Here is an 18,070-nt window from a genome sequence, read left to right as displayed (position 1 = left end):
ATTATAATAACACAATAACAATAATTTTTATTTAAAAAAAGTCGCAACTTCTCCACTTTTAATTGGTTTTCCACCAAAAAATAAATTAGTTACAAAGGGAAACATTAATATTAATGATTTAAATAATCAGACTCTTTTACTTATCAAAAAGAATATTTCCAGCAAAACACCTAAAATCGAGCATTATCTTCAAGATCACTGTAAAAATATCAATATTCAAACCTATACCATCTATAATCGTGCCACAGTTAATGAAACATTATTGAATAATAAACTTCTTTTAGTTCCTCAACCTCTTGCTGATCTCCGTAAACCATTTATTCTAAAAAAGTAAATTGGGATTTTACTATAGACGTTGGTTTCTTTTATCGAATTAATGTCAACAAACTTACCTATGATTTTATAAATTCAATTCATTCTTAAAAAAGTTGCGCCACTAAAGTTAATTCATCGTTTTATTCAGCATGTGTTAGACTTAAGAAGAACACGAGAGTTTTCTTTTTTATTAACATTTTGTTAACAAAAAATACAACTTTTATTTCTATAATAAAAATAATTAAGCAGAGAGGATGGATGAAATATGGATACAAATAATATTTTGTCTTATATAAAATGGCGTGGCGATATTTCCCTTTCTGTACGACCATTTGACGAAGTAGATGCACTAGTGATGGCCACATTTTCATATATTCATCTTGACGGTATTGTTCCTGATTCTAATAAAGAAATATCAATTAAAGAAGCAGCTAAGAAATATTTTAATTCATCTAATCCAAACTTAGATCATTATAAATATCAGAATCTTCTGAAACTAATGGCTGATTCAGTTCGGTTCAGGGATGCTAAACTTTCTTATTTTACAGATATTTTAACTGATCGAATTCAATTTTCTGCCATTAAAATTAGTCTTGATAACGGCACTAATTTTATTTCTTTTCGCGGAACTGATGACTCATTAGTGGGCTGGAAAGAAGACTTCGAAATTAGTTTCAGGACTACAGGCGCACAAGAATATGCCTTAAAGTATCTAACTAATATTTTAAAAACAACTAAGAAAGTTTACAGCTTAGCTGGCCATTCCAAAGGCGGGAATCTTGCCGAATATGCAGCTGTTAATTTACCTGATAATTTAAAAAAACAAATTAAAACCATCTATACTTTTGACAGCCCAGGTCTAAGTACGCAGGTTGATGGAGTAACCGACAAACTAAAACGTTATGTTCCAGAATTTAGTATTGTAGGCAGACTTTTTGAACCAGAAAATATTGCTCCAACCATACTAGTTAGTGATCGGCCTAAGCTCGCACAGCACGATCCTATGAGTTGGGAAGTATCAGGTTCTCACTTTATCACTCGTACACACCAAAATCCTACTTCAAAAATCTATAATCAAATCATCAATCAATGGATAGGTGAAGCAAATTTACAAGAGCGAGAAGCTCTTACTAACGATTTATTTAATGCTTTTGCAGCCAGCGGTGCAACCAAAATTACTGAACTTAATAAAAATGGATTCGGAGGATTTGGAGCAATTCTTTTTTCACTCACCGATTCATCTAGAAGAACTAAATTTGTTCTAGGAAGCTTATGGGAAACAATTTGGCACAGCATTAAAGCAACTCATTTAGAAAAACTCTTTATAACTCCTAATTCTATTATTGGATGGGTTTTAATTATTCTAGGAATTGTGGATCTAATGATTCCCGATTATGCTTACCGCGCTTTTGGTGTACTAGTCGCTATCTTCTGTGTCGGCTGGAGCGGATACCATATTGTTGAAGCGGCTAATTCTAATTTGCAAGCTAAGCCTAAGCGCTTTTTCATTATTACGTATCTAATAGTATTTGGTTTAGCTATTGCGATTATTTCCAACAATCGTTTGCTTACTTTCTTAGCTCACTATGTTTTAGGAATCTTTTTAATTGGCTTTGCTTATGTACGATTACGTAGTGTAATAGTTAAAAATAAGAAAAATGGTATTTTCAGAAATATCGTTGATACCATTGAAAGTTTAATTGCTTTTGCCGCTGGAATTATTGTAATTGTAAACCCAGATTATTTTAGTCGACAAACAGTTATTATTTTAGGTATTTTATTAATTGTCTACGGGCTCTTCCAATTAATAATGGAACTGTTTAAACAGAGAAAACTAAAGATGCCACCGAAGCATCGCTAATAATATAAAAAACAGGATTGATCAGATTTAAGATCAATCCCGTTTTTTTATATTTGTATTATCTAAATATACTTTTCGATTATCTTTGCTACTCCATCATGATCACAATCTTCTGTTATGACTTGAGCAACTTGTTTTACAGCTGGAACAGCGTTTCCCATTGCTACGCCAACTCCAGCATATTTAATCATACTTAAATCATTCTCTTCATCACCTATAGCCATTAAGTTTTCACTAGTTAAATTTAATTTCTGACAAAGAAATCTTAACGCACTTCCTTTAGAAACTCCCTTAGGATTAGCTTCATAATAAAATGGTGCTGTTTTCGTAAAAGCAATTTGATTATCTAAATGTGCAAACGGCGTGTGATCAGCAATCTTATGATCTAACAATTCTTGTTCATCAACATACATACATTTTACTATTTTTATTTTCTTCATTTCAGCTGGTGTACGATAAGAAATACCCAGGTTGACCAAATTTGCTTCATATAAAGTATAATCGCCAATATCTCGATTAGCAGTATAAATTCTATCAGGAGTAGAAGCATGAAAATGTAGCCCTAACTTAAGAGAAATTGCTTCTAAATCTACATAGTCATCATAAGTTAAAGTCTTTTCAAGTAAAATATTTTCAGAAGTGGTTTCTACTACTCCACCACCAAAGCAAATTACATATTGATCCTTTTGGTTGGCTAAGTTTAATTCATTTAAAAGCGGCTTTATACCACTTAAAGGACGTCCTGTAGCAATTACAACTTTTATTCCTGCACTTTGCGCTCTTAAAATGGTATCCTTTACTTTTTTAGTCGATTCCTTTTTAGAATTCAGTAAAGTTCCATCAACATCAATTGCAATCATTTTTATTTTACACATGTCTTTAGCCTCAATAATGTCAATCATCAAAATTTTTCTTTATCTTTTTCATTATACAAAATTATTGCCCTAGGACTACCACTTAAGTATAATTAAGAAAATCTTTCTAGGAGGAATAAAAATGGCAGATCAACTTTTAGTAACTACTACAGAAAATATCCCTAATCAAAAATATGAAATCATCGGTGAGGTATTCGGTGTTACCACGCAATCAAAAAATGCAATTCGTAATTTTGGAGCTGGTTTAAAAAGCATTGTTGGTGGAGAAATCAAAGCTTATACTTCAATGTTAACTGAATCAAGAGATAAAGCTATTAACCGCCTTCGTCAAAACGCAAAAGAAATGGGAGCTGACGCTGTAGTCATGATGCGCTTTGACTCAGGATCAATTGCAGGTGACATGCAGTCAGTAGTAGCATATGGAACTGCAGTAAAATTTATCGACTAATTTAAAAGGACTGGTCATACTTGACCGGTCCTCTTTTACTTTCTTAAGCCTTTTGGATAAAAATTCTTCAAAATTTGATCATTTCCAATTTTTCCAAAGCTAAAAATATGATTTCGATAAGCTACTAAAACAAAGCCACGTAGTTTACTGTCTACCTTAATGGTTTCACCATGTAAATACCGTTCATAATTTGCCTTATCCTCAAAATTAATTAGTTGTCTCTGCTCTTTTTGTCCCAAAACCTCTGCTAATTGATGACTTGGCTCAAAACGTTTCTTTTTAAGTAAGCCTAATTCCACTCCATTATTTAAAATATGTAAGTCATTTAAAATTTCTGGATCAAGCGCTGGAACAAAAACATGGCCATTACTCTGTAAAACTTCTTTTTGCCAATTTTCTAAACCAGTTGGTAAAACAAAATTAGTTATTACCTTTTCTACAGTCGCAATTTCTTCTTTATTTAAACGTGTAACTGTAGTCTTTTTTTGCCGCTTTTTCTTCCTTTTCTCAGTTTTAGACTCATTATTACTATTTTTCTCAGTGTTTCTTAAACGTGCTACAAATTGTCCTTCACCAACTCCATTTTGAAACCATAGGCGTACAGTTTCTTTTAGATCAGGTAGATTAGAACCAGTCCAGTCTGGTCTTCCCGAAGACATCCCTTTAAATAATTTAAGTGGTTCAACCTTTAAATTATAATTTTCTACCAGCCAAGCAACAATTTCTTCATCTTCTTCAGGCGAATAAGTACAAGTAGAATAAACTATTTCACCACCTGGCTTTAACATCTTCATTGCTTCAGCTAAAATTTCTTTTTGTCGAGTTTGACAAGTTATAACATACTCTTGAGACCAATATTGCATTGCGTCTGGATCTTTTCTAAACATTCCTTCACCAGAACATGGCGCATCAATTAAAATCTTATCAAAAAAAGCTGGTAATTTTTTAGCTAAACGATCAGGACTTTCATTTGTAACAACTACATTAGTTGCACCCCAACGTTCAAGATTTTCTCTTAAATCTTTTGCCCTACTTCTAGAAATTTCATTAGCTACTAAAACTCCTTCATTTCTAAGTGCACTTGCTAGAGCAGTTGATTTTCCACCTGGAGCCGCACATAAATCAAGCACTATATCGCCAGGTTTTACATCAAGGGCAACTGCAGGATACATTGCAGACGGATCCTGAGAATAAACATAACCACCCGTCCATTCACTATCCCGTCCTGAAACTCCGCCATAGTAACCATCACTGGTAAACTCAATTGGTTCTTTAAGGCTATATTGAACATCTTGATAATTATATTTTAAAGGATTTAGACGAAAGCCCTTCTTACTTTGCTTATCAATTGCTTCAAAAAAATTATTACTTTCCTCCCCTAATAACTTTTGATATTTTTCAATAAATTCAGCTGGTAGTGTCATTATTTTCCCTTCTTAATTTTTATTAAAAATAGCATTAATACATAAGTCAAAATCTGCATTACAAAAATAATTGAAAATAAGATATAAAGCTGGCTGTGATTTGAATAAAATTTCCAAGTTTGTAAGCCTAACGTAGTCACCAAAACTATTAGACCATCTGCTAAAAAGAAACGTAATCCGGAATCTGCTAATAAATGCGTCCAAATCTTACCTGGCACAAACTTTAAATTTACCGGGTTTTCAGCTAATATCGCCGCTAGTGCAGCAACTATAAGGGCAACTACTGCACAAAAAATAGCCCCAATTAACTTTTTAGTTGGACTAATACCATGTTGCTTATTATAAGTCTTGCTAAAATCAACAACCTGCATCTTACCACCTAAATAATGGTGCAAGGAATTAGCTTCATTTCTATTTAGTCCATCAACTACTACTTTATAGTTAAGAATAGATTCTTTAGCAGTAGGTTGATTAATTCCCGTTGATAAATAATAGACTGCTTGTCCATTTTGACTCTCATTATTCTTTTTTAACTCACCGATGATAGTGACGTAATCATTATTTTCTTTGAGATAATGATTATTTTGGAGAATTACTACTCGACTTTTCGTATCAGCAGAAATAACAGCAAACGGAATTGAACCAGTAAAATCACTTTTAGTAAAGTAGCGTGAACTACCCTTGGCTAAAGGTTGACTTTTCAAATTATAGTTAGCCCAAATTAATACTCGATCAGGAATATAATCAGATTCAAAATGGATTTGCACCTTATCACGGAAATACTTTTCATTAACATGGGTCAATAGCTGTTTAATATTGTGTTTCTTTTTAGGGTTAAAAACATAATAAGTACTTGATAAACCGTTATTGTTTAAAACTTGATCAGCCCTTTGAGATTGATGACGTGACAAAATCAAGCCTAATCCCAAAAAAGTTAAAAAAGAAATTATTAAAAGAATAATCCGTTTTATTTTCATTATTTTACCTTAAACACCGTTTCATTTATGAAATCAAAACTACGAAAGCTACGATTAATTTTTGGATTTATAGTAATTTCTGCCTCTTGCCAAAAGGATGCAGAGTTAGTTGCTCCGTCTTTTTCACCAATAAAAAGTAATGCAGGCTTTGTATTTAAATTGCGATAAAAATCCAAAACAGCTAGATCATCATCACCAAAATTTGGTGCCCACGAGCATAAAATTAAATCTACCTCAGGATGCGCCTTAATTGCTTCTAGAGCATCCAAATTTTCTGTTTTAAAGATTGGATTCTCTCCTGTAGTTGAACTTTTAGCCCAAGTAAACGAATCACTTGCTATTGCTTTTACTCCAACTTCACTTAAGGCCTTTGACCAATACGCATTTCCAGCCATAATTTCTAAGCTTGACTTAATGTTATATTCCTCTTTAATGAGCCTTGCAGTTTCTAAATTGGGCAAAGACCATATTCCATACTCTCTTGAAAGAAAGCTACGAAAATTATTAAGCAAATTATTGGCTTCCTGTGCTTTCACATTGTCACCAATGTTCTCTATCATTATATCTAAGCTATCAGGTAAAAAGCCAAGTTCATCTGGAGATTTTGATAAAATTTTTCCCCTTTCTACACTAGCAATTATCTGATTAATTGTGGTAACTTGTCTATGAAGAGGTAAATAATTTAATTCTTTATCTAATTTATTAAGTTTAGTTTGATAATTTTTCATTTTATATTTTCCTTATGAAATGATTTTACCATGCAAAGCTAATAAAAACAGGTATAATAAAAGTAATGCAGAATTAAGGAAGCAATAATTATGTCAAAACATAAAACTGAAAAACCTGAGTCCTTCGGGCATTGGCTCCTGCAAGTATTTATTTTAGCAATTATTATTTTCGGATTATACCTTATAGTATTTCGATTTTTTCTTGCTAATGAAACAATCAGTGGTCCGTCAATGCAGCCAACCTTTGAAAACAACGATCGAGTCATCGCGGTAAGGCATACAAAGTTATCACGTGGTGATATTGTAATTTTCAAGGCTCCCGATGAACCAGGTGCTCTTTACATTAAAAGAATTATTGGAGTGCCTGGTGACAGCATTAAATCAAAAAATGATGTAATGTATATTAATGGGAAGCCAATCAGGGAACCTTATCTAACTCAATATAAGAAAAAGCTCTCTAAAGGTCAGCTTTACACAAATAATTTTAGCCTTGAACAACTTTATCATGTGAAAAAAGTTCCTAAAGATTGCTACTTTGTAATGGGGAATCACCGGAATGTCTCTAAAGATTCTAGAATGATTGGTTTTATCAATAAAAAAGATATTATTGGCGAAGTTAAATTACGTTACTTCCCGTTTAATCAAGTAAACTGGTTTTAATTAGTATTTTAGAAAGTGTGAAATAAATGAGTCCTGAAGAATTATCTGATGCAATTATTGAATTTGAAGTAAAGAATAATGTTAATGACACTGCTCTAGCCTTTTCAAGTCACTTATCTGTTGAAAAACTCCACGCTATGAAAACTGGTGAAGCTAAATACACTATGGAAGAAGCGGAACAAGTTTTAGATTATATTCAAGCTAACTCATAATTATAAAATTAAATATGATATTAAATAAAAAAGAATAAGACTTTGAAGTTTTAAAATATTCAAAGCCTTATTCTTTTTTATTATATTTTTGCCTCATGGTACTTATTTAATAAAACGATATTAATCGCAATTAAGATCAAATCTACGATAAAAATTGCAAGCATAGTTAAGTAATTAGAACTTAAATTAGATTTCACCTCGAGTGCATCCCTACTCAAGGTCGTTAAAAACATTCCATTCTGTAAAAATCCAGTAAGTGAGTTCAAAACAAACCAATAAACGTTTATTAAAACTATCAAGCCGACACAAGTCAATGCGACAACTACTAAAAAGTAAACCATCTTACTAATTTTTTCTGGTAAAAAGTCACTGACTACTTTTCCAGTAAAATTAACTGAACTAATAGCAACATAGATAAAAATTGCAATTAAAATTAGCAATATAACACTGCAAGCTAGATCAGTTAGATGAGCTTCTTGCCATAGTTTTCCTTCACCAATTGATCCAAAATTCTTAAATGTTGTCTTCCAAAATTCATTTGTAGTAATGACCGGCAATCCTGCTATAGCAATCATACCTATTTGTAAAACAACTAAATATAATCCATCAACAATTGCTGAGAACAAATTGGCAAATAGCAATGTACTTTCTTTTATCGGGACTAAGCGCCAAGTTTGAGAAGCATATATCTCTTCATTTTTTCTACTTGAAAGAACAAGATATGCTAGATCAAAGAAAGGTGTAATACTGATAAAAGCAACCATCATATAGGCCTTACTCTCACCTTCAAAAACTGAATAAAATAGTGCCCAGAAGCCAAATAAAATTCCAGTAATTACCTGTAAAAAAGCCAAGCGGCGAACTAATCTAGCCTTATTTTGCGTTAACTCTTTAAAAATTGACGAAAATGTTACCATACTAGTTTCCTACTTTCCCTCGTGAAAGTCCTTTAGTAGCCAAATATTAATTGAGCCTAAAATGATATCAATCAAGGCCATCACTAGATTACTTTCCGCAAAAGCAAGCAAACCATTATCTGTATCACCCCAACGTAATTGGTTCAATAAGCCACCTAAGTTGTTTGTCAGAACAATAAAGATAAAAATTAAGATAATCATAATTACAAAATGCACTAGCTTACTATGCTTATCGGGAAGAAAGTCCGTAATTGTTCTACTTGAAAGATTTAGTGTGGTAATAATGCTATAAACTAAAATAGCAAATAGTAAAAATGCTAAGAATGCGCTCAATATTTCTCCAATTGGAAATGAATCTGAAACTTTTTGCCAGAAGTGTGTTTCTTTCCCAAATGCCTGATTTATTTGCCAGATATTAGTTCTAATATCTTTACTCAAGAAAGCAGGCAAAAAAGTAACAATTCCCATTCCAATTTGGATTAAAACTAAGTAGAGTCCATTAACAATTGCTGATAAAATATTAGCCAAATAAAATTTGCTTGAAGAAATTGGTACTAAACGCCAAGTTTGAGAACTATATTCTTTCTCATTTTGCCACGCAGAAAGTATAACATACGCTATATCTGTAAAAGGAGTAAACGTAGCCACCATTACAAACCATGCAACTGGCTTATCAGTATTTGAAAATGCACCACCATTTGAAAAGAATGCCCAAAGCGCGAATACTGATCCAGCTACTAGTTGCAATAGAGCTAATAAATATACACTACGACGCTTCTTTTTGCCCATTTGATTAAATAATGCTTTAAAAGTAGTCATTTTTATTCAGCTCCTTCATCTGCATATAAACTTTCATAGTATTCTTCAATGCTATGTCCTTTTGCTCTAATATCATCTGCTGATAGATGACTAGCGATCTTTTTATCTTTAACAGTTACTACTTCATCCAAGATCGTCGTAATTTCATTTACAAAGTGATCAGAAATAATAATTGTGCTATCAGCACTTTTCCAAAGCAAAATGGAATTAATAATCCTTTTTCTTGACATTGGGTCAATTCCAGAGAAAGGCTCATCAAGTAAATATAGCTTAGCTTCTCGGCTCAATGTTAAAGCAATTTCTAACTTTTCACGCATTCCGCGAGAAAGTTGTCCCAATTTCATATCATTACTTAGCTTCATAAAAGAACGTAATTGTTCAAACTTACTACTATCAAAATCAACAAACAATTTTTGATAAAATTCTTCTATTTCTCCAACTTTTGTCGAATCGCTTAATCCTTTTAAATTGTCAGTCATTGCAATATTGGCCTTACGGTAAACTTCACTTCCATCACCATTAAGAAGCACTTTTCCTTGATAATGCTTGGCAATAGCCACGATTATTCTCATTAATGTCGTCTTACCTGCACCATTTTCACCAAGAAGAGCAATAATCTTACCAGATTCAACATCTAAATTTACATCTTTAAGAATAGTTCTTAAATTCTTTTTGTACGTCAATCCTTTTACTTCAAGTAGCTTATTCATTTTAATCCCCCTTCTCCTCTTCAATGAACTTTTTAAGCTCTTCAAGCGTTTTTTCAGGCGTAAGACCCAATTGCGCGGTACTTTCTAAAAATTCGCTCATTGTGTCTTTAATTAACTCCCTACGCTTTTGTAAAATTAATTCTGTATCTGTAGTAACAAATGATCCTAGCCCGCGTCTAACCTCAAGAATTCCCTCTGTATTCATCTGATTCAAAGCTCGTTGAACCGTGTTTACATTAACAGTTAGGTCAACTGCTAATTGACGCACTGAAGGGACTTTTTCTCCTGGTTTTATTTTTCCTAAGGCAATTTGTCGATAAAGATACTTTTCAATTTGTACATAGATTGGAATATTATCTTGAAATTGCACTCTTTACACCCTCTTTACTAGTGTATGATTTATCTATAACACTAATATAATACCAATATATATTTTCAAATGCAAATGCTTATTATGTTTCACAATTTTTAAATTGGATTTTTTAATAAAAAAATAGTAGATGAAATACTAAAGCATCAAGTATTTCATCTACTATTTAGCAAATTAATAATATCAGTGCAAAACAATTTTTAATTTTTAATTAATTTAATAATATTGATATAAAAGCATTCAATTGTCCTCAAAGAAAACCAGAAATCATTAAATTTAATCAAAAATAGTTAAAAAATGTTTCACCAACTATTTATTTCTTGTTTCTTTCAACATTCAATTGATTAATCTTACGTAAAACATCCACAGCTTTCCACATGCTTTCGAGGACCGTATATTCATATCTTCCGTGCATATTTTCTTCACCAGCAAAAAGATTTGGACAAGGTAAGCCCATATAAGTCAATTGTGAGCCATCTGTACCACCACGAACTGGATCTTCATTAACAGTAAGCCCTTCAGCTTTATATGCATCCCGTGCTAGGTCAACAATCTCCATGTGCTTTTCTAGTTCATCAGCCATGTTGTAGTATTGATCCCACATCTTTAGCTTAATTCTCTCAGTGCAAAATTCGTCATTCATTTTCTTAACGATATCTTTAACTAGATTCTTTCTTCTCTCAAGACCATCACGTTCAAAATCACGAATAATGTAGTCCATATGAGCGGAATCTACAGTTCCGTCAAAATTCATTAAATGAAAGAATCCTTCACGTCCGTCAGTATGTTCTGGACGATCATGTTCAGGCAATTGATTATGAAAATCAATTCCTACTTGAATTGCGTTAATCATTTGTCCTTTAGCGACCGCTGGGTGAACATTAACACCTTGAATGTCTAAACCAAATTGAGCTGCAGAAAAAGTTCCCCAGTCAAGTTTACCTGGTGCTTCTCCATCTACTGTGTAAGCAAAATCTGCTCCAAATTCTTCAACATCAAAATGCTCTGCTCCTGTTCCGATTTCTTCGTCTGGAGTAAAGGCTAACTTGATTTCACCGTGCTTTTCTTCAGGATGCTCCATTAAATACTCGGCAAAAGTCATTAATTCGGAAATACCACACTTGTCATCTCCGCCAAGCAATGTATCACCTGATGCAGAAATTATAGTTTGACCTTTATAATTCTTTAAATGTGGAAAAACTTCAGGATCTAAGTAAAATTCACTATTACCCAATTGAATCTTAGACTTACCATCATAATTTTCTGTAATTTGAGGCTTTACGTCAACCGAATTAAAATCTGCTGTATCACAGTGAGCTAGCAGTCCAAACGTTGGCACTTCATAATCAATATTTGAAGGAATAGTCGCAATGACGCAACCACTCTTTTGATTATAGTGAACATCTTTAAGACCCAATTCTTCTAGATCCTTCATAATTACATTTTTTTGAAAGTTCTCTTCTCTTTCAGTTGATGGAAAACGGTCTGAATGTTCATCAGATCTTGAATTTACCTTAACGTATTTTAAAAATCTTGGTAATAAAGTTGGATATTCTGTCATTTTAATCTCCCCTAAAATAAATCTTGAAATGGATTAGTAGATACTTCTGATATTACTACAGGCACATTCCAATTATAGTCCTTATTCCACTTTTCAAGACGCTCACCTACTTTATATTTAAAGAGCTTCTCAGTATAGTGACCTGGATCAACTACTGTTAAACCTGCAGAGATCATATCATGCCCAACGTGATAATATATATCACCAGTAATAAATGCATCGACACCATCTACCAAGGCCTGGCGCCAAAATTTTCCACCATCACCACAAATAAATGCTACCGTAGAAATCATTTTGTCATTATCAGCAGTAATTAATCTTGCCATTGGGATTTGCATTTTATCTTTTACATAGTAAGCAAATTCTTTGGCAGTCATTGATTTAGGTAATTTTCCTTTTCGACCAATTGCGATTCCATCAGCATCTAAAGCAAAGGGTTCAAGATCTCTTAACTCTAATTCTTCTGCTTGCCAATCAGCTGAGCCATTTTGAGCTTTATCAGAATTAGTGTGAATTGAATACACAGTAACACCGTTAGCAATTAATTTGCCATACATTGCATTTTGCGGATCCGCAAAATCAAGATTTTTGGCTGGTCTAAACATTACGGGGTGGTGACTAATGATTAAATCAACGCCATTCTCAATCGCTTCATCAACTACTTGTGGACGTACATCCAAAGTTGTCATTACTTTTGTAACATCTGCATCCATTGAGCCAATTTGCATCCCTACAGGATCGCCTTCAGAAGCAATCTCTTCTGGAAAATCTTCTCTTAAGCGTTTTACAATATCTGCTACTTTCGTCATTTTAATACTTCCTCAATCATTTCAATTAAGGCATTTATCTTATCAATCTTTTCTTGATCTTTATTTTTAGCCTTATTTAAATTAGCCTTTAAATTTTTATAGTATCTAAGTTGATTAGTCCATTTCTTAATAAAAATAGAATTCTTTTCTTTTAATAAAAATGGACCAAAGGCTAATTCCTGCTCAGATAAATCAAGCTTATCTCTCTTAATTTCTGCCTTAATTATTTCATAAATATGGCCAGCCACCTCAATAATTTGCTCAGCTACAATTTCATATTGATGATCCATCAACCACTTTCTTACTAATGGTTCGCCAATATTAGCTTCCAAAATTAAGGTTGGATACTTTTTACCTTCTTGATAAGCCGTTTCTAAAAGATTAGTCATCAGCTTTCCGCCCATTCCTGCAATTACTACGGTATCAATTCGATCTTCAGCCTTTAAAGTCTCTAAGCCTGATCCTAATCTTGTTTCAATTTTCTCTTCTAAACCTGCTTGTTCAATATCTTGTTTTGCATTATTCAAAGGACCTGCAGCAACGTCGCTTGCAATCGCAAAATCTATTTTTCCTTCTTTTACTAATGCAATTGGCAAATATGCATGATCGGTACCAATATCAGCCAATCGGCTTTCAGGATCTACCATTTTACCAATTTGAGCTAGTCTTTCTTCTAACACACTCTCACCTCTTATTAAAAATTTTAGCATAGATAGCTTAAAACTTACTTGAAAATATTTTTAACAAAAAAAGCAACAGAAGATCAATTAAACTTCTGTTGCTTTAAAATCAATTTATTTATTCATAATAATATCAGATGGCTTAACATCATCACCAAAGTAAGGCTTCAATTCTTGGTTGTAGTCATTTACAAAGAATCCATCCTTATTAAGTTTATTGATGTGCTTATTAGTCCAATCGAGAAGTGACTTGTTACCCTTCTTAACTGCAGGAGCGATGTATGAATTGGGACCTAAATGCTTAATTCCAACAGTATACTTAGGATTGTTCTTTGCCCAAGCATACAAGTATGAATTATCGTCTGCTAAAGCGGCAGCACGACCATTCTTCATTACATTATTCGGAAAAACTCTAAATATAGTCTAAATATCATTTTCACAAGTCGACTCTTAGAAGTTCTTAAAACGCCAAATAAAGCTCCGAGCGCTAATCCAATTATCTAGGTAAGTATATTAAATTTATATCTACTACCATAGATCTTCTTTATACTCAAAAAGCCTTGCGGCAATATTAGTCTCTATAATAAGTCTTATTACCAAGATATATTTACATCATTTTATCAACAGAATTTTTCGTTATATGTAAAAAGAGAACATATCACTCAAGTCTTGGAGTGTATGTTCTCTTTTGTGAAGAATATAAATATTAATGAAAATAAAAAGTTATTTAATAGATTAGTTATTTAATACTATTTGCCATAGTTTTCTACAGCATCTTTTGCTAAGTGGTCTGCCTCTTCGTTATATTTAACGTTAGTATGAGCAGATACTTTATGAAAGACAAGTTTCATATACTTACTTGTTTCTTTAATTAGATTATAATAGCTCGTCTTAACGTCTTTTTTCTCAACAGCTTTGGAATCATCAATGTTGTAGCCATAAGCCCAGCCAACTAGACCTGCATAATCAAAGTAGATGTCTAAACGTTTAAAGCCTTTACTGCGTGCCCACTTGATCCCCTCTTCAATAGCTTTAATTTCACCTGCAACATTTCTCATCCCCTTAGGATCACAAGTATCATTTTTAGGTTCTTTATGATCCTTAGAAATCTCAATCCAGCCAGCGCCAGCGATATTTTTATTGATATCTTCCATGTAACTACCATCTGTTGCAATAATAGCTTCATCATCAGTTAAGGAAGAAATACGGTTTTCTATTTCCTTATTAACTGCTTCGTTATCGTTTGGATCAATGTCGTTCTTTTCAACATAGCCTTGATTAATAAAGTCTTCGGCTTCATTTTCTGTATTAAAGCCCTTATAAATAAGACTAGTTTTCCCTTGAATTTTAGATTTTACTTCAGTATTCCAATCACCAGAATATATATTGGTTTCACCTGTATTTACGTCAACAGTTGCATAAAATCTTTTACTCATATTATTTAATGACCTCTCTTATAAGAAAAGAAATAGTTTGATTGCTTACCAACGATCATCGCGTTTAATCGGTACATATCTTATGACTGTTTTTACCTTTTCCTTTTTTGGTTTAAATTCAGAGCCAGAATCATCAAAAAGAATTCCACAAATCATAACGAATAAACCAGCAACTAACCAAAAAGCAATGTAGCACAACAACTTAAATGTGCACCAAACAAATGCGAAGAACTTACCTTTCTTTGTTCGAGCATTTCTAAAACAATCATACATACTAATTACGTCTTCTCTTCTTATCTAAAACTAATGAACCTAAACCAATTGAACTTAATGATAAACCTGCAAGTGCTGCAAATAAACTTAGCTTATCGTTTGCACCAGTTTGTGGTAATGCATGTTTAGTATTCTTAGTTGAAACAGCAGGTTTTACAGTAGCTGCCTTAGCAGTGTGTTGGCTAATTGTCTTAGTGCCATAAACAACATTGTCTAAAGCCTTATTGATTTGAGCGTCAAAGGCTTTACGTGCAGCTAATTTAGCAGCTTGTGCGTGAACTTGCTTGTTGTGTTCGATAATTTGAGTATTTGAAGCAATTCTGTTATTAAATGACTTAATAGTCTCTTGTGACTTAGCAATTGATTGGTTTAAGTCTTTAACTTTGTTTGCTAACTTGTCAGCTTCCTTCTTAGCAGCTTCGTATTCTTGACTAGCCTTGTCGTAATCTCCTTGAGCAACACGGACTGCTTCTTCCTTATCAGCCAATTCTTTATCAGACTTAGCAATACTATCAATCAAGTCTTTATGAGTGTTTACGTAGTTATCGTAGTCAGCTTGTGCTTTTTCTAGGTTAGCTTTAGCAGTAGCTTGGGATGCTTTAGCGTCTGATAATTGAGCAGTTAAGTCAGCTAATTGTGCTTTAACAGTGTCTAATTCTTGATTGATCTTAGCTAATTTAGCTTTATTTTGGTTGAGAACTTTCTCAGCTTCATCCTTAGCCTTAGTAGCTGATTGAAGCTCATTATTAGCTTGCTCTAATTGTGACTTAGCATTGTTGTAGTCGTTAAGTACAGTAGCATGTGTTTGTTCGTAATCAGCTAAAGCTTTAACAGTGTTATCTTTTGCTTGAATTAATGCTGGTTGTGCAGCCTTTAATTCGTCAACATGCTTAGACACTTGACCAATTTGACCTTGAACAGTACCTTGTTCAGTCTTAGCATTAGCTAATTTAGCAGATAGATCAGTAATAGTCTTTGTTAAATCGTTTACTCTAGTTTGTGATTTAACAATATGATCATTTAATGACCTAATTTGATTATCTAAATCAGTCTTTTGACCTTGCAAAGTATTTACTTCATTCTGAGCAGCCGCATAAACTTGTCCAGCTTGAGAGCTATCGGAATTATCAGTAGGAATTACATCTTTGACATTGAACTTGTTATAATCAATTGGGTGTGATAATGGATTTCCAGGAATTGTATTATCGATAATACTTTCCAAATTAATTCCAAGATCCCCACTAATTCCACCTAATTCTTCATGAGGTGCATTTGCCATGATAGCAAAGCCAAAATATGTTGGGTCTTCTTCATTATGATTTTTATAATTTGTATTATCCAATAATCCCATACTTACAACAAGTGATGCATGTTCCCATTCACCTTGTTCATAATTAAACATCCATTTGGTGACAGCATTATATATATTTTGCTTTAAATCATCCATGTTTTTAATGCTAAATGATCCAAAACGACCATCAAGATCACTGTCATAATAGGTGCCATAGAAACCAGCTTCTCCCCCCATGCCAGGTTCTACGCCGTTTTCAACTAATGCTTTATCAATTGCTTTCATATCATGACCTGGGTGGCTTCCATCAACATTACCATTAGCAAAATTATCTGCTGGATGATCTGCTTCATAATACTTAGATACGTCATTAGCATATTTTAATGATCCTACTGTAAGTTTCACAGGCTTTTTGCCCATTTGTGTACGAATTTGGTTGACTAAATTAATACCAAATTTATTAGCTTCTAGTCGATCTTCATAGGTTAAATGCATCATGTCAATTTTGTGTTCTTTATCTTTTGCATTATGTTCGAAGTGATTCATTGCTCGTTCTTGCTTTGATAAATCACCTAATTCTTTAACCATTTCAGCATCATTTTCAGGGGTCCATTGTACATAATTTGGATCATGATTATCATTCCACTTGTGAAATGCTTTATTGAATTCAGGCGTGATAATAATCTTAGTTTGGTTTTCACTTTGTGAATCTAATGCACTCTTTGCTTGATCACGTTTAGCGATAGCACTAGTTAACTTGCCATTCACATCGCTATTTTGCTTAGTCACATCATTTAACTTAGCTTGACTTTGGTTCATGTCAGTCTTAATATTAGCTAGATCTTTATTAGCGTTGTCCAATTGACCTTGAGTATTATTAACAGTCTTAGCTAAATCATCATTCTTAGTTTGCAAGTCAGCTAATTGCTTTTGACTTTGAGCCAAATCAGTTTCATTTTGCTTTAAATCCTGAGCTGCTTTTTCTGCTGCTGACTTCTTAGCATTATATTCATTTTGAATAGGTGCATAATCCTTTTGTACTGCATCAAAGTGATTTTGAGCTTGAGCTGAATCAGCTTGAGCCTTATTTAATTGCTCATTAACATTATTTAATGTTTCAGTATTGGTCTTAATTTCGCTTTCTGTGTTAGTTCTTTGACCAAGCAAATCAGTTTGCTTATTTTGCGCATTTTGAACTTGACCAGTTAAATCATTAACTTTTTGATCTAATTTCTTTTCAGCGTCTTGAGCAGTATGTACCGCATTTTCAGTAGTAGTATCATATTGAGCGTACAAATCCTTATTTTGAGCTTCAGTTTGAGTCAATTCTTGTTTAGCATTGTCTAACTTAGTTTGAGCGTTTGAAACTGCATTTTCTTTAGCTGGCAAAGTATTTTGAACTTCAGTTTTAGCTGATTCTGCTTGAGTCTTAGCTGCTTGATCTTGTTTTAATTGATCTTGCGTCTTTTGAACAGTTGCAGTATCTTGCTTAATTTGACCTTGTGCAGTCTTATCTTGAGCAACAGCTTGTTTTTCTTGCGTTGCGTTATTTAAGTCTAGCTTGCTATTAGCATTAACTTGTTTGACCTCAGCAGCCTTAACATTTGTGGTCTTAACACCAGCTACAGTTCCAGCAGCCAGCACAGCTGCGGATACATACATCAATTTATCTTTGTTCTTCATTAATACGTCCTCCACTTTATA

18 protein-coding genes and 2 pseudogenes are annotated in these 18,070 nt (G+C 33.1%); 4 read left to right on the top strand and 16 right to left on the bottom strand.

All coding sequences use genetic code 11. The annotated features are described in order from the left end of the window. Positions 1-580: 580 nt before the first annotated feature. Positions 581-2,176, top strand: a complete 1,596-nt coding sequence (locus FD18_RS06440) for an Mbeg1-like protein (RefSeq protein WP_057719127.1) — start codon at positions 581-583, stop codon at positions 2,174-2,176. 62 nt (positions 2,177-2,238) lie between these two features. Here FD18_RS06440 and FD18_RS06435 read toward each other — a convergent pair whose 3' ends face one another. Continuing rightward, a complete protein-coding gene (locus tag FD18_RS06435) occupies positions 2,239-3,051 on the bottom strand; it encodes a Cof-type HAD-IIB family hydrolase (protein WP_057719608.1) in 813 nt (270 codons plus the stop codon). 121 nt (positions 3,052-3,172) lie between these two features. On the opposite strand from FD18_RS06435, the gene FD18_RS06430 reads away from it, so the two are divergent. Beyond that, positions 3,173-3,499 carry a heavy metal-binding domain-containing protein gene (locus FD18_RS06430; RefSeq protein WP_057719126.1) on the top strand — a complete coding sequence of 109 codons (327 nt, stop codon included), beginning with the start codon at positions 3,173-3,175 and terminating at the stop codon, positions 3,497-3,499. Positions 3,500-3,534: 35 nt separating this feature from the next. On the opposite strand, the gene FD18_RS06425 is transcribed toward FD18_RS06430, so the two are convergent. From FD18_RS06425 to FD18_RS06415, 3 genes are read right to left on the bottom strand one after another with little or no spacing between them, the layout of a single operon-like run. Next, on the bottom strand, positions 3,535-4,923 hold the full coding sequence (locus tag FD18_RS06425) for an RsmB/NOP family class I SAM-dependent RNA methyltransferase (protein WP_057719125.1): 1,389 nt from the start codon (positions 4,921-4,923) through the stop codon (positions 3,535-3,537). Then, a complete protein-coding gene (locus FD18_RS06420; RefSeq protein ID WP_057719124.1) occupies positions 4,923-5,900 on the bottom strand; it encodes a hypothetical protein in 978 nt (325 codons plus the stop codon). The genes FD18_RS06425 and FD18_RS06420 overlap by 1 nt, the downstream gene beginning before the upstream one ends. Continuing rightward, positions 5,900-6,628: a hypothetical protein gene (locus FD18_RS06415; RefSeq protein ID WP_057719123.1), complete on the bottom strand. Its 729-nt coding sequence runs from the start codon at positions 6,626-6,628 to the stop codon at positions 5,900-5,902. The genes FD18_RS06420 and FD18_RS06415 overlap by 1 nt, the downstream gene beginning before the upstream one ends. 90 nt (positions 6,629-6,718) lie before the next feature. Here FD18_RS06415 and lepB point away from each other — a divergent pair, with 90 nt between their 5' ends. Together lepB and FD18_RS06405 are read left to right on the top strand one after the other, a co-directional pair. Continuing rightward, complete coding sequence (gene lepB, locus FD18_RS06410) at positions 6,719-7,288, top strand: signal peptidase I (RefSeq protein WP_057719122.1); 570 nt, start codon at positions 6,719-6,721, stop codon at positions 7,286-7,288. 26 nt (positions 7,289-7,314) lie between these two features. Further along, complete coding sequence (locus FD18_RS06405; protein ID WP_003648964.1) at positions 7,315-7,500, top strand: LBP_cg2779 family protein; 186 nt, start codon at positions 7,315-7,317, stop codon at positions 7,498-7,500. 80 nt (positions 7,501-7,580) lie between these two features. Here FD18_RS06405 and FD18_RS06400 read toward each other — a convergent pair whose 3' ends face one another. The 12 genes and pseudogenes from FD18_RS06400 to FD18_RS09405 all read right to left on the bottom strand — a co-directional run bounded on the left by FD18_RS06400 (position 7,581) and on the right by FD18_RS09405 (position 18,049). Beyond that, positions 7,581-8,417: a hypothetical protein gene (locus tag FD18_RS06400; RefSeq protein WP_057719121.1), complete on the bottom strand. Its 837-nt coding sequence runs from the start codon at positions 8,415-8,417 to the stop codon at positions 7,581-7,583. A gap of 9 nt (positions 8,418-8,426) precedes the next feature. After that, on the bottom strand, positions 8,427-9,236 hold the full coding sequence (locus tag FD18_RS06395; protein WP_057719120.1) for a hypothetical protein: 810 nt from the start codon (positions 9,234-9,236) through the stop codon (positions 8,427-8,429). A 2-nt stretch (positions 9,237-9,238) separates the two neighbouring features. After that, the gene (locus FD18_RS06390; RefSeq protein WP_057719119.1) at positions 9,239-9,946 is read right to left on the bottom strand and encodes an ATP-binding cassette domain-containing protein; all 708 of its coding nucleotides are present in this window, start codon (positions 9,944-9,946) and stop codon (positions 9,239-9,241) included. A 1-nt stretch (position 9,947) separates the two neighbouring features. Next, the gene (locus FD18_RS06385) at positions 9,948-10,316 is read right to left on the bottom strand and encodes a GntR family transcriptional regulator (RefSeq protein ID WP_057719118.1); all 369 of its coding nucleotides are present in this window, start codon (positions 10,314-10,316) and stop codon (positions 9,948-9,950) included. Between the two features lie 313 nt (positions 10,317-10,629). Next, positions 10,630-11,877 (bottom strand): peptidase T, encoded by a 1,248-nt coding sequence (gene pepT / locus FD18_RS06380; protein WP_057719117.1) that lies wholly within the window; start codon positions 11,875-11,877, stop codon positions 10,630-10,632. 11 nt (positions 11,878-11,888) lie between these two features. Further along, complete coding sequence (locus tag FD18_RS06375; protein ID WP_057719116.1) at positions 11,889-12,686, bottom strand: Nif3-like dinuclear metal center hexameric protein; 798 nt, start codon at positions 12,684-12,686, stop codon at positions 11,889-11,891. Next, positions 12,683-13,396 (bottom strand): tRNA (adenine(22)-N(1))-methyltransferase, encoded by a 714-nt coding sequence (locus FD18_RS06370; RefSeq protein ID WP_057719115.1) that lies wholly within the window; start codon positions 13,394-13,396, stop codon positions 12,683-12,685. The genes FD18_RS06375 and FD18_RS06370 overlap by 4 nt, the downstream gene beginning before the upstream one ends. A gap of 84 nt (positions 13,397-13,480) precedes the next feature. Further along, positions 13,481-13,765 (bottom strand): annotated as a pseudogene (locus FD18_RS06365) (ABC transporter substrate-binding protein); the annotation flags it as partial. Then, positions 13,762-13,866: pseudogene (locus tag FD18_RS10430) on the bottom strand (amino acid ABC transporter permease); the annotation flags it as partial. The pseudogenes FD18_RS06365 and FD18_RS10430, both read right to left, overlap by 4 nt. A 249-nt stretch (positions 13,867-14,115) precedes the next feature. Further along, on the bottom strand, positions 14,116-14,802 hold the full coding sequence (locus FD18_RS06360; protein WP_057719113.1) for a ribonuclease H1 domain-containing protein: 687 nt from the start codon (positions 14,800-14,802) through the stop codon (positions 14,116-14,118). A 45-nt stretch (positions 14,803-14,847) separates the two neighbouring features. Continuing rightward, positions 14,848-15,075: a hypothetical protein gene (locus FD18_RS06355; protein ID WP_057719112.1), complete on the bottom strand. Its 228-nt coding sequence runs from the start codon at positions 15,073-15,075 to the stop codon at positions 14,848-14,850. A 1-nt stretch (position 15,076) separates the two neighbouring features. After that, the gene (locus FD18_RS09405; RefSeq protein WP_083486763.1) at positions 15,077-18,049 is read right to left on the bottom strand and encodes an SEC10/PgrA surface exclusion domain-containing protein; all 2,973 of its coding nucleotides are present in this window, start codon (positions 18,047-18,049) and stop codon (positions 15,077-15,079) included. Positions 18,050-18,070 lie beyond the last annotated feature (21 nt).

Origin of the sequence: Lactobacillus taiwanensis DSM 21401, assembly GCF_001436695.1 — a bacterium.
Classification (GTDB): domain Bacteria; phylum Bacillota; class Bacilli; order Lactobacillales; family Lactobacillaceae; genus Lactobacillus; species Lactobacillus taiwanensis.
Note: the sequence above shows the minus strand (reverse complement) of the source record. Positions and strands in the feature narration are given on the sequence as shown.

Coding starts and splice junctions, on each gene's coding strand:
- FD18_RS06440 (WP_057719127.1), top strand. CDS start 581: ATGGATACAAATAATATTTTGTCTTATATAAAATGGCGTGGCGATATT.
- FD18_RS06435 (WP_057719608.1), bottom strand. CDS start 3,051: ATGTGTAAAATAAAAATGATTGCAATTGATGTTGATGGAACTTTACTG.
- FD18_RS06430 (WP_057719126.1), top strand. CDS start 3,173: ATGGCAGATCAACTTTTAGTAACTACTACAGAAAATATCCCTAATCAA.
- FD18_RS06425 (WP_057719125.1), bottom strand. CDS start 4,923: ATGACACTACCAGCTGAATTTATTGAAAAATATCAAAAGTTATTAGGG.
- FD18_RS06420 (WP_057719124.1), bottom strand. CDS start 5,900: ATGAAAATAAAACGGATTATTCTTTTAATAATTTCTTTTTTAACTTTT.
- FD18_RS06415 (WP_057719123.1), bottom strand. CDS start 6,628: ATGAAAAATTATCAAACTAAACTTAATAAATTAGATAAAGAATTAAAT.
- lepB (WP_057719122.1), top strand. CDS start 6,719: ATGTCAAAACATAAAACTGAAAAACCTGAGTCCTTCGGGCATTGGCTC.
- FD18_RS06405 (WP_003648964.1), top strand. CDS start 7,315: ATGAGTCCTGAAGAATTATCTGATGCAATTATTGAATTTGAAGTAAAG.
- FD18_RS06400 (WP_057719121.1), bottom strand. CDS start 8,417: ATGGTAACATTTTCGTCAATTTTTAAAGAGTTAACGCAAAATAAGGCT.
- FD18_RS06395 (WP_057719120.1), bottom strand. CDS start 9,236: ATGACTACTTTTAAAGCATTATTTAATCAAATGGGCAAAAAGAAGCGT.
- FD18_RS06390 (WP_057719119.1), bottom strand. CDS start 9,946: ATGAATAAGCTACTTGAAGTAAAAGGATTGACGTACAAAAAGAATTTA.
- pepT (WP_057719117.1), bottom strand. CDS start 11,877: ATGACAGAATATCCAACTTTATTACCAAGATTTTTAAAATACGTTAAG.
- FD18_RS06375 (WP_057719116.1), bottom strand. CDS start 12,686: ATGACGAAAGTAGCAGATATTGTAAAACGCTTAAGAGAAGATTTTCCA.
- FD18_RS06370 (WP_057719115.1), bottom strand. CDS start 13,396: ATGCTAAAATTTTTAATAAGAGGTGAGAGTGTGTTAGAAGAAAGACTA.
- FD18_RS06360 (WP_057719113.1), bottom strand. CDS start 14,802: ATGAGTAAAAGATTTTATGCAACTGTTGACGTAAATACAGGTGAAACC.
- FD18_RS06355 (WP_057719112.1), bottom strand. CDS start 15,075: ATGTATGATTGTTTTAGAAATGCTCGAACAAAGAAAGGTAAGTTCTTC.
- FD18_RS09405 (WP_083486763.1), bottom strand. CDS start 18,049: ATGAAGAACAAAGATAAATTGATGTATGTATCCGCAGCTGTGCTGGCT.